This window comes from Pseudoalteromonas marina, assembly GCF_000238335.3.
Lineage (GTDB): Bacteria > Pseudomonadota > Gammaproteobacteria > Enterobacterales > Alteromonadaceae > Pseudoalteromonas > Pseudoalteromonas marina.
In genome coordinates, this window is sequence record NZ_AHCB03000010.1 from 48,568 (window position 1) to 62,339 (window position 13,772).

10 protein-coding genes are annotated in these 13,772 nt (G+C 39.9%); 5 read left to right on the top strand and 5 right to left on the bottom strand.

Annotated elements, in window-relative coordinates; genetic code table 11:
• Window positions 1–56: 56 nt before the first annotated feature.
• The 4 genes from ubiB to PMAN_RS14655 form a co-directional block, all read right to left on the bottom strand.
• Entirely contained in the window at window positions 57–1,658 is a 1,602-nt protein-coding gene (gene ubiB / locus PMAN_RS14640) for a ubiquinone biosynthesis regulatory protein kinase UbiB (protein ID WP_010558073.1), read from the bottom strand.
• A gap of 9 nt (window positions 1,659–1,667) precedes the next feature.
• Window positions 1,668–2,342 carry a ubiquinone biosynthesis accessory factor UbiJ gene (locus tag PMAN_RS14645; RefSeq protein WP_010558072.1) on the bottom strand — a complete coding sequence of 225 codons (675 nt, stop codon included), beginning with the start codon at window positions 2,340–2,342 and terminating at the stop codon, window positions 1,668–1,670.
• 11 nt (window positions 2,343–2,353) lie between these two features.
• On the bottom strand, window positions 2,354–3,109 hold the full coding sequence (ubiE, locus tag PMAN_RS14650) for a bifunctional demethylmenaquinone methyltransferase/2-methoxy-6-polyprenyl-1,4-benzoquinol methylase UbiE (protein WP_006793864.1): 756 nt from the start codon (window positions 3,107–3,109) through the stop codon (window positions 2,354–2,356).
• Between the two features lie 83 nt (window positions 3,110–3,192).
• On the bottom strand, window positions 3,193–4,179 hold the full coding sequence (locus tag PMAN_RS14655; RefSeq protein ID WP_006793865.1) for a GGDEF domain-containing protein: 987 nt from the start codon (window positions 4,177–4,179) through the stop codon (window positions 3,193–3,195).
• 531 nt (window positions 4,180–4,710) lie between these two features.
• Here PMAN_RS14655 and PMAN_RS14660 point away from each other — a divergent pair.
• The 5 genes from PMAN_RS14660 to PMAN_RS14680 all read left to right on the top strand — a co-directional run bounded on the left by PMAN_RS14660 (window position 4,711) and on the right by PMAN_RS14680 (window position 11,527).
• On the top strand, window positions 4,711–6,492 hold the full coding sequence (locus tag PMAN_RS14660; RefSeq protein WP_033035678.1) for a DUF885 domain-containing protein: 1,782 nt from the start codon (window positions 4,711–4,713) through the stop codon (window positions 6,490–6,492).
• 87 nt (window positions 6,493–6,579) lie between these two features.
• On the top strand, window positions 6,580–8,061 hold the full coding sequence (locus PMAN_RS14665) for an FMN-binding glutamate synthase family protein (RefSeq protein WP_033035688.1): 1,482 nt from the start codon (window positions 6,580–6,582) through the stop codon (window positions 8,059–8,061).
• Window positions 8,062–8,131: 70 nt separating this feature from the next.
• On the top strand, window positions 8,132–9,274 hold the full coding sequence (locus PMAN_RS14670) for a methionine aminotransferase (RefSeq protein WP_010558069.1): 1,143 nt from the start codon (window positions 8,132–8,134) through the stop codon (window positions 9,272–9,274).
• The gene (locus PMAN_RS14675) at window positions 9,262–10,035 is read left to right on the top strand and encodes an amidohydrolase (protein ID WP_010558068.1); all 774 of its coding nucleotides are present in this window, start codon (window positions 9,262–9,264) and stop codon (window positions 10,033–10,035) included. The genes PMAN_RS14670 and PMAN_RS14675 overlap by 13 nt, the downstream gene beginning before the upstream one ends.
• Before the next feature lie 76 nt (window positions 10,036–10,111).
• Window positions 10,112–11,527 carry a mannose-1-phosphate guanylyltransferase/mannose-6-phosphate isomerase gene (locus PMAN_RS14680; protein WP_010558067.1) on the top strand — a complete coding sequence of 472 codons (1,416 nt, stop codon included), beginning with the start codon at window positions 10,112–10,114 and terminating at the stop codon, window positions 11,525–11,527.
• Window positions 11,528–11,555: 28 nt separating this feature from the next.
• Here PMAN_RS14680 and PMAN_RS14685 read toward each other — a convergent pair whose 3' ends face one another.
• Window positions 11,556–13,712 (bottom strand): ATP-binding protein, encoded by a 2,157-nt coding sequence (locus PMAN_RS14685; protein ID WP_010558066.1) that lies wholly within the window; start codon window positions 13,710–13,712, stop codon window positions 11,556–11,558.
• Window positions 13,713–13,772: the final 60 nt, after the last annotated feature.

Consider the following 13,772-nt stretch of genomic DNA (forward strand, 5'->3'; position numbering starts at 1 on the left):
TTAAATGTATATTTTAAATACTAATTATACGCTCTAAACCGTAAATAGCACTTTGTTTATGCGTGTCGCCAAGCAGCAATAAAACACGCGGCAGAACAGGTTGCTGTAACGCCTGCAGCAATTAAATCATGTTGCAAATAACACAGTGCAGACACTACCAAAGTAGCACTCCCTAACAAGCTAAGCACTAACGCTTTATGAGAAACTGGCTTTACAACTGCGTGGGTGCGCACTGGGCGCTTTAAGTTTTGATAAATCAAGTCAGGTAACTCAGGCATTTTTTCAGCCCAGAATGGTAGGTTTGCATACATTTGTTTTAAGACAGATAACGGCCCTACTTGTTCTTTAACCCACTGCTCTAAGAAGGGTTTAGCCGTTTTCCATAAATCTAGTTGAGGATAAAGCTGTCTTCCCAGCCCTTCAACATAGAGTAATGTTTTTTGAAGTAGCACCAATTGTGGTTGCACCTGCATATTAAATCGACGCGCGGTGTTAAATAAATTTACCAGTACATGCCCAAATGATATTTCAGCAAGTGGCTTATTAAAAATAGGTTCGCAAACAGTGCGAATAGCAAATTCAAACTCTTCGATACTGGTATCTTCAGGAACCCAGCCAGAGTCAACATGCAGTTGGGCTACTTGACGATAGTCGCGATTAAAAAAGGCAATAAAGTTTTCTGCTAAATAGCGCTTATCTTCTTTACTTAAGGTACCAACAATACCGCAATCAATACCAATATATTTAGGGTTTTCAGGATGCTCGCGAGATACAAAAATATTACCGGGATGCATGTCTGCATGAAAAAAACTATCTCTGAATACTTGTGTAAAAAACACTTCTACACCACGTTCTGCAAGCAATTTCATATTTGTATTTTGCGCTATTAACGACTCGGTATCTGACACGGGTATACCGTAAATACGCTCCATCACTAACACGTTGCTTCGGCTGTAATCACTGTAAACAGTAGGGATATAGAGTGCATCTGAATCATCAAAATTACGTTTTAATTGAATGCCATTGGCACCTTCACGCATTAGGTCTAATTCATCAAGCAGTGTTTTTTTATACTCTTTTACTACTTCAACAGGGCGCAAGCGTTTTGATTCGTTATGAACATTAGCAAGCACCTGAGCAAGCTTTTCCATTAATGCTAAGTCTGCATTTATTTGTTCATGGATGTTTGGGCGAATTACTTTAATAACAACATCTTGCTCAATATTATCGTTGTCAACTAGTGTTGCAGTATGCACTTGTGCTATTGATGCAGATGCCAATGGCGTCTGTGAAAATTCACTAAACAGCTCGCTAATGTTATTAATATCGAGTGCATTTTCTATAATTTGTTGCGCCAATTCACCTTCAAAAGGCTGAACTTGGTCTTGCAAAAAGGCAAGCTCTTGCGCGATATCGTGAGGAAGTAGATCGCGACGTGTTGACAGCATTTGGCCAAATTTAATCCATACAGGTCCTAGCTCTTGTAATGCTAAACGTAGGCGCAGTCCTGCAGGTTTTTCTTTATGCTGATTTCGTAGCCAAAATAAACACCCTCTGGCAATTTTTGCAAACCAAGGGGTTTTACTTTTAGGCACTAATTCGTCTAAACCATAGCTAAGTAATGTTTTAGTGATGTAATACAATCGTGAAGAAGACACAAAAAGTCCTTAGCGTGTTTTGGCGCTTAATAAAGTGTTTATACGCTGCTCTATGGCGGCAACTTGGCCTTTTAGTTCTCGGTTTTGTTGTTTAAATTGTGCAAGTTCTAAAGGGTGAATCGTAACAGCTAGCTCGTCTTGAAATAAGCTTGTTAACGTGGTGCTTAGTTGCGCGTTAATTTTGCTACCATGGCGCTTTAGCGACATAAAATGCAAATAAAGTTGTTGAGCTGGTGCGTCGCCAATATAACTTGATAACTGTTCGGGCCAATCTATGTCTAACCCTGAAAATGCACCGCTATATGCTTGCGCTATATTCAAGTCGCCTTGTAAATCGAGTTTATCTTGACGAATTAGCTGTGTAAGCATGGCTGGGTTTTTAAGAGCAACAAGCGTGTCTATATCGGCGCTGATCATGCAATCGCTATAATCGCTGTTGTCAGCGGCATAAAGGTGTAGTTTTTCGTCAGCAAAAACAACCTGTATGGTTTGTTGCCAGTCTCTAACTTCAACAAGTAAACGCTGTTGTTTTACCGTGTTTAGCTTTTGGACTACGTTAGGGTCGAGTTTAAGTGCTTGATTTAAAATGCGCTCAACAAGCGAAAGTACAAAGTTAGGTAGCATCAAAAAGGTCGATGTATCTGTATTATCACTGTTTTTTTCAGATGCTTGATCAAGCGCCATGACTCAGAGCCTTAATATTTAAAACCACGGTGAAGGGCAACAATTCCGCCTGTTAGGTTTTGATACGTTGTTTGTTCAAACCCAGCTTCATCCATCATAGCTTTAAGCGTATCTTGGTCTGGGTGCATACGAATTGACTCTGCTAAATATTGATAAGACTCACTGTCGTTAGCAACTAGCTTGCCCATTGTTGGCAGTAAATTGAACGAGTAAAAATCATACGCTTTGCTAAGTGCTTCGTGTTTTGGCTTAGAAAACTCTAATACTAACAAACGACCACCTGGCTTTAGTATGCGATACATTGAGCGCAGCGCCTTGTCTTTGTCGGTTACATTACGTAAACCGAAGGCGATGGTGATCACATCAAAGCTGTTATCTGGAAATGGCAGCATTTCAGCATTCATTTGTACGTAGTCAATATTGCCTACAAGGCCTAAATTATGAAGCTTTTCACGACCTACTTTGAGCATAGATGAGTTAATATCGCCCAAAACCACTTGGCCAGTTTCACCGACCAGTTGACTAAATTTTGCAGTTAAATCGCCTGTACCACCGGCTAAGTCAAGAACATGATGGCCTTTACGCACGCCTGAACTGGCTATAGTTTGACGTTTCCATAAACGGTGGACACCAAAAGACATTAAATCATTCATTACATCGTACTTAGCCGCAACAGAGTGAAATACATCTGCAACCATTGATGCTTTTTCGTTTTCAGCAACGGTTTTGTAGCCAAAGTGCGTGGTCTTTTCTGGGGTCTCGTTCATGATTAATCTCTATCGTGGCAATAAGCACTAGTGTACTTTATTGTGCACCGAAGGTGCAATTTGAATATGATTTATCAGGTGTTTTATTGGCCGGCGGTAAAACTACTTTGGCCAAGAGAGCGGGCTTTAAATGCCGCGTGTGATGCCTTTTTAGCCAGTTGGTTAAAGTCTTCTTTTTGCTGATGCTGAGCGATTCCAAGCGATAAGTTAATGCTGGGCAGTTTTGCGCCACTTTTTGAGCTTACAAAACGCAGTTTTTCTACACCTTTACGAACTTTTTCAGCGATGAGAATTGCTGTTTCTGGATCAATATCAGCTAATAAAACAGTGAACTGATCTTTAGCGGTACGCCCCGGTAAACCACTTTGCATTACATACTTTTGAACTTGTTTAGCCACTTTATTTAAAATCACTTCACCAATAATATCGCCAAAGTTATCAACAAAATGCGCTAAATTATCGATTTGAATGGCAATGGCACAAATAGACTTGTCTTGAGTCGCCCATAGTTCAGTTTGTTGGGTTAAGTAATGGCGTTTAAATAAGCCGGTTTGACTATCTATAATGTGTTGCTTACGAAGTTGAGAAAGTTGTTTTTGTGTTCTTTCGTGTAGTTTTTTTGCTCTCGTTAGCTCTTGCTTAAACTTTTTATGTTGAGCGAGTAACTCAGCAGTTTGCTTATCAAGTTTGTTAAGTGCTTGGCGGCTTTGTTCTATATTGTTTTCGTCAAGCGAATGAACACATTCACTCACTTGATCTGCAAAGCGACTGATTTGTTTTTCTGTATTTTGCGCATTGTTAGACAATGAAGTAATAACGCCGTCTACGTTTTGAATCATCGACACTTGCGTATTGTGTCCGACATTTAAAAATTCAAAGTAAAGTTGCTCTATTAATACGCCATCAATGTTTTCATCGGTAGAAATAGCGCGATCTAATGTTTTATTTAATTTTAAATTTGCTTGGCTAACGTAGGTGTAAACAACTTGAAAGTTCAGGGGCGTTGGCGGCAATGCATAGCGTTCTAAGAACATACACACTTGAGTCATTTTCTCTTGAGCAATAGCCATGGAATCATGGAACATCATTATTTAATACCAACTAAGTACGCATCAATGCTTAATTTATAATTTCATTCCATGAGTCGATTGTGCTTCCAAGCTTTTTTATTATTTTTTACTACTGTATTCGTTATAACTGATATTAAAAAGCAAAAATAGGGCCAAGGGAACTTAAATTTTACTTTAGTCGCTTAATAGCTGCTTTTCTCATCAATTAGGCTTGTTTTTAACTCATTTAATAGGATTGATCGTTTAATAAATACTTTTTAAAACTGTACTTTTAGAGTCGATTTTTATTTAAAACTTCATCTTACAGTGGTGGTTTTAGTAATAAGGTAAAGGCACGTTATAAAGAGACGCTATTGCAAATGCGCCTGATAGCGCAGTGTAATAGCAATATGCTGTATCATAGCTTGCCCTTTTATTGAATAAGCTTTAAGCCTGGTAGGGCGTTAACATCAACGATACTTGTCTCATTTACTTGCTATTTACTGAGTCTGCGATAGCTTTGTGAAATTCATTATCTGACTAAATTTTATTATGACGAATAATTTATTACTTAAGCCAATCCGCAATACACTTATCAGCATGACGCTTTTATGTACTTTAAGTGCCTGTCAAACCACAAACTATAACGCCGATAGTCAGTTTACAGCGGTTGCAGATAGCATTGTTGATTACCGACAAAGTTCCAGCCCTTACGGCAACATTGAGGGTGTTAATGGTTATTTGTTAGCGAATCTATCGCCTGAGTTTTTAGAGCAGCAATACAATAAAAAAACTCAGTTCTTGGCTGAGCTAGACGCCTTAGATGCAGCGTCCCTGAGTGATGAAAACCAAATAAACTTCAGTATTATTCGTGCTCAAGTACAAAACAGCGTTGACGAATATGTATTTAATACTCATTACATGCCGCTAACTTCTGAGTACGGTTTTCATTCTGGCTTATCGTATATTGTAAACAGCAGCCAATATAAAACACTGCAAAATTATCAAACCTATTTAGCACGTTTGGCTCAGGTCCCTCGCTTTTTTGAACAAAATATTTATTGGATGAAAAAAGGTCTTGAAACAGGTTTAACGCAACCTAAAGCGGTGCTTGAAGGGTACGAAGAATCAATATCAGCCTATATAGTTGAGGATGTTACAACGTCTGAATTTTATAAACCTTTTTTAAAAAATAACGCAGGCTTGCCAGAGAGTGAGTTTAAATCACTTCAGCAGCAGGCGCAGTCTGTAATAAAAGATAAAGTAATTGAATCATATAAAAATTATTTAGCTTTTTTTACACAGGAGTATCGCCCTGGTGCGCGCACTTCGATAGGTATTTCAAATACGCCAAACGGCGAATCGTTTTATAAAAATAGAGCTAAATATTACACCACTACCGAGATGACCCCTAAAGAGATACACGAGCTGGGGTTAAAAGAAGTTGCACGCATTCGCGGCGAAATGGAAGCCATTATAAAAGAAGTCGAGTTTGAGGGAACATTTGCAGAGTTCATTCACTTTTTACGAACCGATCCGCAATTTTATGCAACCACACCGGAGGAGCTACTTAAAGAGGCAGCATATATAGCAAAAAAAATGGACGCACAACTGCCTAAGCTGTTTCATACCTTGCCTCGTAAACCGTATGGTGTTGCGCCGGTACCCGCGAGCATAGCGCCCAAATACACAACGGGTCGCTACTCAGGTTCAAATAGAGATGATGAGGCGGGCTATTATTGGGTGAATACGTACGCACTTGATAAACGCCCACTGTATGTATTAGAAGCGCTCACTTTGCACGAAGCGGTACCGGGTCATCATTTACAAATATCATTAAATGCAGAATTAGAAACCTTGCCACGTTATCGTCGAGATGCGTATTTATCGGCATTCGGTGAAGGTTGGGGGCTTTACTCTGAGTACTTAGGCATTGAAGCGGGCTTTTATCAAAGTCCTTATAGCCGATTTGGTCGTTTAACTTACGAAATGTGGCGAGCTGCTCGTTTAGTGGTAGACACCGGTATGCACATGTATGGTTGGAGCAGAGAGCGCGCTATGCAGTTTATGAGCGAAAATACAGCGTTGTCGTTACACAATGTGAAAACCGAAACCGATCGCTATATAACTTGGCCTGGCCAAGCACTGTCATACAAAATTGGTGAGCTTACGATTAAACGTTTACGTAAAGAGGCTGAGCAAGCTCTTGGGCAAAGTTTTGATATTAGGGAGTTTCACCATCAGGTATTACGCCATGGCTCTGTCCCTTTATCTGTTTTAGAGGCGCAAGTACGTTTATATATTAATGAAGAGTTAGCCAAACAGAAGAGTTAGCCTACAAATGGTTAATTCTTGAATGCATAAAAGTGTTATGTCATGTTGGACATAGCACTTTTTTATTTTTACAGCAGCGGATCACCAATGAACAACTTTATAATGTTTAGTATTGACGTATTTGCGAGTCTATTTATTGTTTTTTTAGGCTTATTAGTTTTAATTGTGGCCGTTTTTTATATCCGCGATGTTACACAAACAAAGCATGCAATTAGGCGAAATTACCCTGTAATTGGACGCTTTAGGTATTTTTTTGAACGTCAAGGCGAGTTTTTTAGACAATACTTTTTTGCCCTCGACAGGGAAGAAATGCCTTTTAATCGTGCCGAACGTAGTTGGGTTTATCGCGCTGCAAAAAATGTAGACCGTACCGCGGCATTTGGATCTACACAAAGTTTAGAGGTCACAGGTACAGTAATGTTTATGAACTGCGCCTTCCCTACGCTTGATGAAGAAGCGCTTGCGCCAAGTGAAATAACGCTTGGTCCCTATTGCCAAACACCTTATTCAACCAATTCTTTATTTAACGTATCGGGAATGAGCTTTGGTGCGCTATCTAAGCCCGCTGTGCGTGCTCTTTCTAAAGGGGCAAAGCTCGCGGGTTGTTGGATGAACACGGGGGAGGGGGGCTTGAGCCCTTATCATCTTGAAGGTGGCGCAGATTTAGTTTTTCAAATTGGTACTGCTAAATACGGGGTACGCGATGAAAATGGCCAGCTCAGTATCGAAAAACTCAAACAGATTGCAGCACACGAGCAGGTTAAAATGTTTGAGCTTAAAATGAGCCAAGGTGCTAAACCTGGTAAGGGAGGCATGCTACCTGGGCGCAAAGTGAATGCTGAAATAGCAAAAATACGCGGTATTCCTGAGGGCGAAGATTCTATTAGTCCCAATGGGCACCCTGAAATTAAAAACCCCAGTGATATTCTCGATATGATTGCGACGGTACGAAATACCACAGGTAAACCAACTGGCTTTAAGGCCGTTATTGGTGCATATGGCTGGTTAGAAACCTTATTTGCAGAAATTAATCACCGTGGTATTGAGTCTGCTCCTGATTTTATTACCATTGATAGTGCTGACGGTGGAACTGGTGCTGCTCCTCAGCCCTTAATGGATTCTGTGGGATTACCACTTCGTGAAAGTTTACCGCTAGTAGTCAATATGCTTGAAAAACACGGACTGCGTGATCGTGTTAAAATTATTGTTTCGGGTAAGCTTATTGTGCCTTCTAAGGTTGCTTGGGCGTTAGCGCTTGGGGCCGATTTTGTTGTGTCGGCTCGCGGACATATGTTTGCATTAGGGTGTATTCAAGCAATGCAATGTAACAAAGATTCTTGCCCTACCGGTATTACTACTCATAACGAACGCTTGCAGCGCGGTTTAAACGTTGCGGATAAAGCGCAGCGAGTGGCTAACTACAATAAGTATATTCATTATGGCGCGGGGCTTATTGCTCACTCATGCGGTGTAACAAGTGCACGAGAGCTTAAACGCGAACATGTACGTATAGTTCAAGAAAGTGGCCTTTCGGAGCCATTAGATAAAATTTACGAAAATTATAAGTAGGTTAAAATAAACAGATGTAATAGGTGCGTGTTTATTTTGAGTGGTTCCAAAAATGAAGTAAGGAAAGCGTGTGTTCAATAGTAAATTACCTGACGTTGGTGTGAGTATATTTAGCCAAATGAGTGAGCTGGCGAATCAGTTCTCTGCAATTAACCTTTCGCAGGGGTTTCCTGAGTTCGACACACCAAACTTTTTAAAAAGTCAGATTACTCATTATGTTCAACATGGTGTTAATCAATATTCTCCTTCAAGTGGTGTACCTAAATTACAGCAGCAAATTGCAAGTTTGATACAAAAAAAATACGCTACAGAGCTTAATGCTGCAAAGCAAATAACCATCACATCGGGGGCAACCGAAGCCCTTTTTGTTGCCATTCAAACAATAGTTCGCCCAAACGACGAAGTCATCGTATTTGACCCAGCTTATGACGCTTATAAACCCGCGATTGAGCTTGCAGGCGGGAGGTCCGTACATATTGCATTAAAGGCCCTCGACTATACGATTAACTGGCGTAAGGTAGAGCAAAAAATTACAAAGCACACCCGCGCTATTGTCATAAACACACCTCATAACCCAACCGCTAAAGTGATAACTCAACAAGACATTGCAGAGCTTAAGAGGTTAGTTTGTACTTACAAATTATATATTGTAAGCGATGAGGTATATGAGCATATTACACTTGATGAGCAACCACATTTAAGTGTATTACGAGATCAAGAATTGCTCGCTCAAAGTTTTGTTATTTCGAGCTTTGGTAAAACATTTCATTGTACAGGTTGGAAAATGGGTTATTGCATTGCCCCTGAACATTTAGCGAGCGAGTTTAGAAAAATTCATCAATATGTGACCTTTTCTAGCTTCACACCCGCTCAGCATGCATTGGCCGACATGTTAGAACAACAAAGCGAGCATGTAGATTCGCTCAGTGATTTTTATCAACAAAAGCGCGATTTACTTATACGTCATTTACTCGGCAGTCGATTTACAGTTTTACCAAGCCAAGGAACCTACTTTTTATTGCTAGATTATAGTGATGTATCTGATTTAAACGATGTTGAATTTTGCCATTGGCTAGTTGAGCAAGCAGGTGTTGCGGCAATACCTTTAAGTGTTTTTTATCAAACGCCACCGGGTGATAAAGTTATCCGCTTATGTTTTGCAAAAAATAATGAAACCCTAAAAGAGGCAGCCCATATTTTATGTCAACTTTAACGCTTACATTGGTGCAAAGCTCTCTTCACTGGCTTGATAAAAGCGCTAATTTAGCGATGCTTGATAAGCAGCTAGAGGCGCTAACAGAAAAGCCTGACCTTATTTTATTACCTGAAACGTTTGCCACTGGTTTTGCTATAAACCTTGACTGCGCGGAGCCAGAAAATGGCTTGGTGCTTACGTGGTTAAAACAACAAGCAAAAAAACATAATGCAGTGATTGCTGGGTCGGTGCTGGTGGCGCAAGGTAATAAAAAAGCCAACCGCTTTTATTGGGTAAAAGCATGTGGTGAAGTAATCTATTATGATAAACGCCATCTATTTCGCTTAGGAAATGAGGGAGACTATGTACTAGCAGGAAGTGAGCGAAAAGTGTTTGAAATTAATGGCTTTAAACTATTACCGCAGGTGTGCTACGACCTGCGTTTTCCGGTGTTTCAGCGCAATAAAAATGACTACGACATAATGGTAAATGTAGCAAATTGGCCAGCGGTGCGACGCCCCGTTTGGGATACATTATTGGCAGCTCGTGCAATAGAAAATTTATGTTATGTGGTAGGGGTTAACCGTATAGGCGACGATGGCAATGGTGTTGCCCACACTGGTGGCACCGCAGTTTATAATTTTAAGGGGGAGGCATTAGCTAAGGCGGCCGATAACACAGAGCAGTTAGTGACAGTGACACTTGAAAAAAAACATTTAGAGGCCTTTAAAGCGGCTTTCCCTGCTTATTTAGATGCTGATACGTTTACTCTGACTTAAATCATCTTCACATAGCACTAAACATATTAAGTGTTAAAATAGACGCTATTACATTGATTGGCGGCTAATTAGCAATATGAACACTTTAATCACTCCTGTTATTTTAGCTGGTGGTATTGGCTCTAGGTTGTGGCCTTTGTCGCGCCAAGCAATGCCTAAGCAATTTTTGCCACTATTGAATAATGAAAACTCATTATTGCAAAATACATTAAATCGCGTCTCTGGGGCTGAGTTTTCACAGCCAATTTTAGTGTGTAATGAACAGCACCGGTTTATTGCTAAAGAGCAAAGTAGTGCAGCTAATGTGTTTGGGTTGATACTAGAGCCTACAGGTAAAAATACGGCTCCTGCTATTGCACTTGCTGCCCATTACGCAATTCAAAGTGGGCTTAAAGGTCCTATGTTGGTGATGCCTGCTGATCATCATATAAAGGATTTTTCTCCGCTAACATCACAAATAAACGATGCTGTAACACTTGCAGAGCAAGGAAAGTTGGTTACTTTTTCAATTACACCTTCAATGGCCCACACTGGGTTTGGGTATATAAAGCAAGGCAGTAAAATTTCAGGCTCAAACTGTTTTGAAGTGGCCGAGTTTAAAGAAAAGCCAAACCTAGCTACGGCGCAAAAATACTTAGCTGAAGGCGGTTATAGTTGGAATAGTGGGATGTTTTTATTTACACCACAAGCCTATTTGGATGAACTGGAACGCTTCACACCAAAAATTGCGCACAGCGTGAAGATGGCTTCTCATTTTTCACATGACTTAGGTTTTACTAGGCCCGATAGTGAACCGCTTGAGTTTTGCCCAAGTGATTCAATTGATTATGCTATTTTAGAGCGTAGTAACAATGTTGCTGTTATGCCTGTAGCACTTAAATGGAATGATGTGGGCAGCTTTAGTGCGCTTGCTAGCCTGAGCACTAAAGATAGTTATGGCAACAACAAAAGCGAAAACCATACGGCACAAAACAGTACCAATAATTTTGTTATTAGCGAACACGACCATAGTATCGCTACGCTTGGCGTAAGTGATTTAGCCATTATTCACACCCACGACGCCACACTGGTTGCCGATAAAAATAAGCTCGATGGCTTACCTTTATTACTTAAACAATTAGCACTGAGCCAAAGCGATAAACTCAACCACCATCAGGTTGTGTATCGTCCATGGGGTAACTACCGCACTTTGGTTGAAGGTAGTGGTTTTAAAGTTAAAAAAATAACCGTTAATAGCGATGCTAAACTTTCGACGCAGCGCCATCAGCATCGTGCAGAGCATTGGGTTGTTGTATCTGGGGTGGCAGATGTGCGTATTGATGACCAAGAATTAACACTCACCCAAGATCAATCTTGTTATATTGCCGCTAAACAACTGCATAGCTTAGCGAATAACCAGCAAGTGCCGTTAATTGTTATTGAGGTACAAACGGGTATCATACTTGATGAAAATGACATTGAGCGATTTAATGATATGTACGGAAGGTATTAAGCTGCTCTACTTTTTAAAGTAAACCGCTTTAACCTAATTCACTACGTACAAATTTTAAGTATTTCTCAAGGCTGCGTTGCCAAAGATCAAGTGCCTCATCAAGCATGCCGTTATGAGGCTTATTGTCGAGTAGGCGGCGCTCAATTTTTTTAAGCTCCATACCGTAACGATTAAACCCTAATTGCAATGCAGTACTCGCTTGGCGGTGTAAAAGTTTAATGCACTGTTCAGGATGCTGGTCTATTAAGTCTTGGCAGCGTATCAGCTTATTACGAGCAGAGAGTACAAACTCATTATAAATAGACGATACCTCATCCTCACTAAACGAGCTGGCGAGTGTTTCAATAGCTGTCTTATCGTACAGGGTATCTATAAGTTCTACTGCAATATTAGTGGTTTGATTTGATTGAGAATCGCTTAATGCTTGGCGCAGTTTTTGGTGTTTAATTGGCTTACCAACAATGTCTTTTATACCCAACGCTAAGTACTCTTTAACTTCATCAGGGCTTAAACTCGCAGTAAAGGCGAGTACAGGTGTACGCTGGTTTTTGTGATCAAGGCGTTTAAGGCGTTTAAGAACTTCTTGACCTGTTAAATCGGGTAGATTCATATCAAGTAAGACGACGTCAAAATGATGAGCTTGCATTAACTCAATGGCACTTTTACCATCTTTAGCGAGCTTAATTTTGTGTTCGTCATCGGCCATAAACTCAATAGCAATTTTTTGGTTTAGGTCTAAATCTTCCACCAAAAGAACATCGAGCCCTGTTAAATAATCTTTTGTTTGATGGCGTTGCTCTACAAGGCTTAACTCACCCAGCGCAAAAGTAATCGTAAAGCTAAATACACTACCAGTGCCCAGTTGACTAGAAATTTCAAGGCGGCTACCGAGTTTTTCTAATAAGCGACTGGTAATTGCAAGTCCAAGACCGGTGCCGCCCTTTTCCTTGCCTGCACTACTTTGTACATAAGGCTCTGTTAAGTAGGCGATTTCTTCATTTTCGATACCTGGGCCTGAATCTTTAACACTCACTTTTATAGTGTGTTCTAGTTGTTTTTCTAAAACTAAATCAACTTGAATTTTTACTACGCCACGGTCAGTAAATTTAATAGCATTACCAACTAAGTTAATAATTATTTGTCGAAGCTTTTGCTGGTCACAGTAGTAGCATGCTTGTTCAGGAATATTACATATAAGCTCAAATTTAAGCTGTTTTTGTTCTGCTAATGGGCTGAGCAATAAGCATAAGTTATTTAGCCATGTTTTAAATTCAATATCTTCTTCATAAAGGGCTTCGTCACTTTGGTCTAGACTCGCATATTCAAGTACTTTATCGACCAGTAGGTTTAGTGATTCGGCAGAATTAATAATTGCTTCGCAATAGGCTTTACTATGCGTATCGCTTGTTTGGTTCATGACCAATTGTGCACTACCTAAAATACCATTGAGTGGTGTACGTATTTCGTGACTAATAGTCGATAAAAATAGCCCTCGTATTTCTAAATCTTTCTGCGCTTTATCGGCGAGCGTATTGAGGTGATGCTCTCGGCGTTCATTACATAACAGTGCCATACCAGCGGCATAAAACATAGGTGCTATGATGCCATTTAAAAATAATACAGTGCTAAACCAACTGCTTGAGACGAGATCTTTTTGCTCAATTTCATTCATAAAAATTGAACGCGCAATAAAGGCTAACACCACGAGTGTTAAAATTGTAATGTATACAATACTGCCGTTGGGGTAAGGTTTACGAGCGTACTTTATAAATATAAACAGTAAAAACAAGGCTTCTGAAATATGTTGTAGGTCGGATGCGATAACACGACCAGCTAAAGAGGGATCAAAAAAACTATAATAACCAAATACCATTGCACTAAATGCGGTCACTGAACAAAGAAGCTTAAATCCAGGTCCGCGATAATCTAAAAATTGACTAATAGCAAAACAGTGCACAATAGAGGCTGCAAACATTAAGCTACACGCTGCATTTATAACAAGTAAGTTATGTGAGCTACTTACAAGCGCAAATGCAACGACAGCACATAGCATCAATACTGGATAAAAAATGTATATCAGTGTCCCTGGGGTTTGCTTATTGGTTCGCCAAGTTAAAATATTCAAAAAAGTCATTACGACAATAACGGCTATGCTGGCAAAATATAAAGTGTATGAGTCAAGCATGGGTTTTCCAGCAGGTGATTTTGATTAGATTAATTAAAAATTATAAACTTAACAAGCGCT

Coding starts and splice junctions, on each gene's coding strand:
- PMAN_RS14645 (WP_010558072.1), bottom strand. CDS start 2,342: ATGGCGCTTGATCAAGCATCTGAAAAAAACAGTGATAATACAGATACA.
- ubiE (WP_006793864.1), bottom strand. CDS start 3,109: ATGAACGAGACCCCAGAAAAGACCACGCACTTTGGCTACAAAACCGTT.
- PMAN_RS14655 (WP_006793865.1), bottom strand. CDS start 4,179: ATGGCTATTGCTCAAGAGAAAATGACTCAAGTGTGTATGTTCTTAGAA.
- PMAN_RS14660 (WP_033035678.1), top strand. CDS start 4,711: ATGACGAATAATTTATTACTTAAGCCAATCCGCAATACACTTATCAGC.
- PMAN_RS14665 (WP_033035688.1), top strand. CDS start 6,580: ATGAACAACTTTATAATGTTTAGTATTGACGTATTTGCGAGTCTATTT.
- PMAN_RS14675 (WP_010558068.1), top strand. CDS start 9,262: ATGTCAACTTTAACGCTTACATTGGTGCAAAGCTCTCTTCACTGGCTT.
- PMAN_RS14680 (WP_010558067.1), top strand. CDS start 10,112: ATGAACACTTTAATCACTCCTGTTATTTTAGCTGGTGGTATTGGCTCT.
- PMAN_RS14685 (WP_010558066.1), bottom strand. CDS start 13,712: ATGCTTGACTCATACACTTTATATTTTGCCAGCATAGCCGTTATTGTC.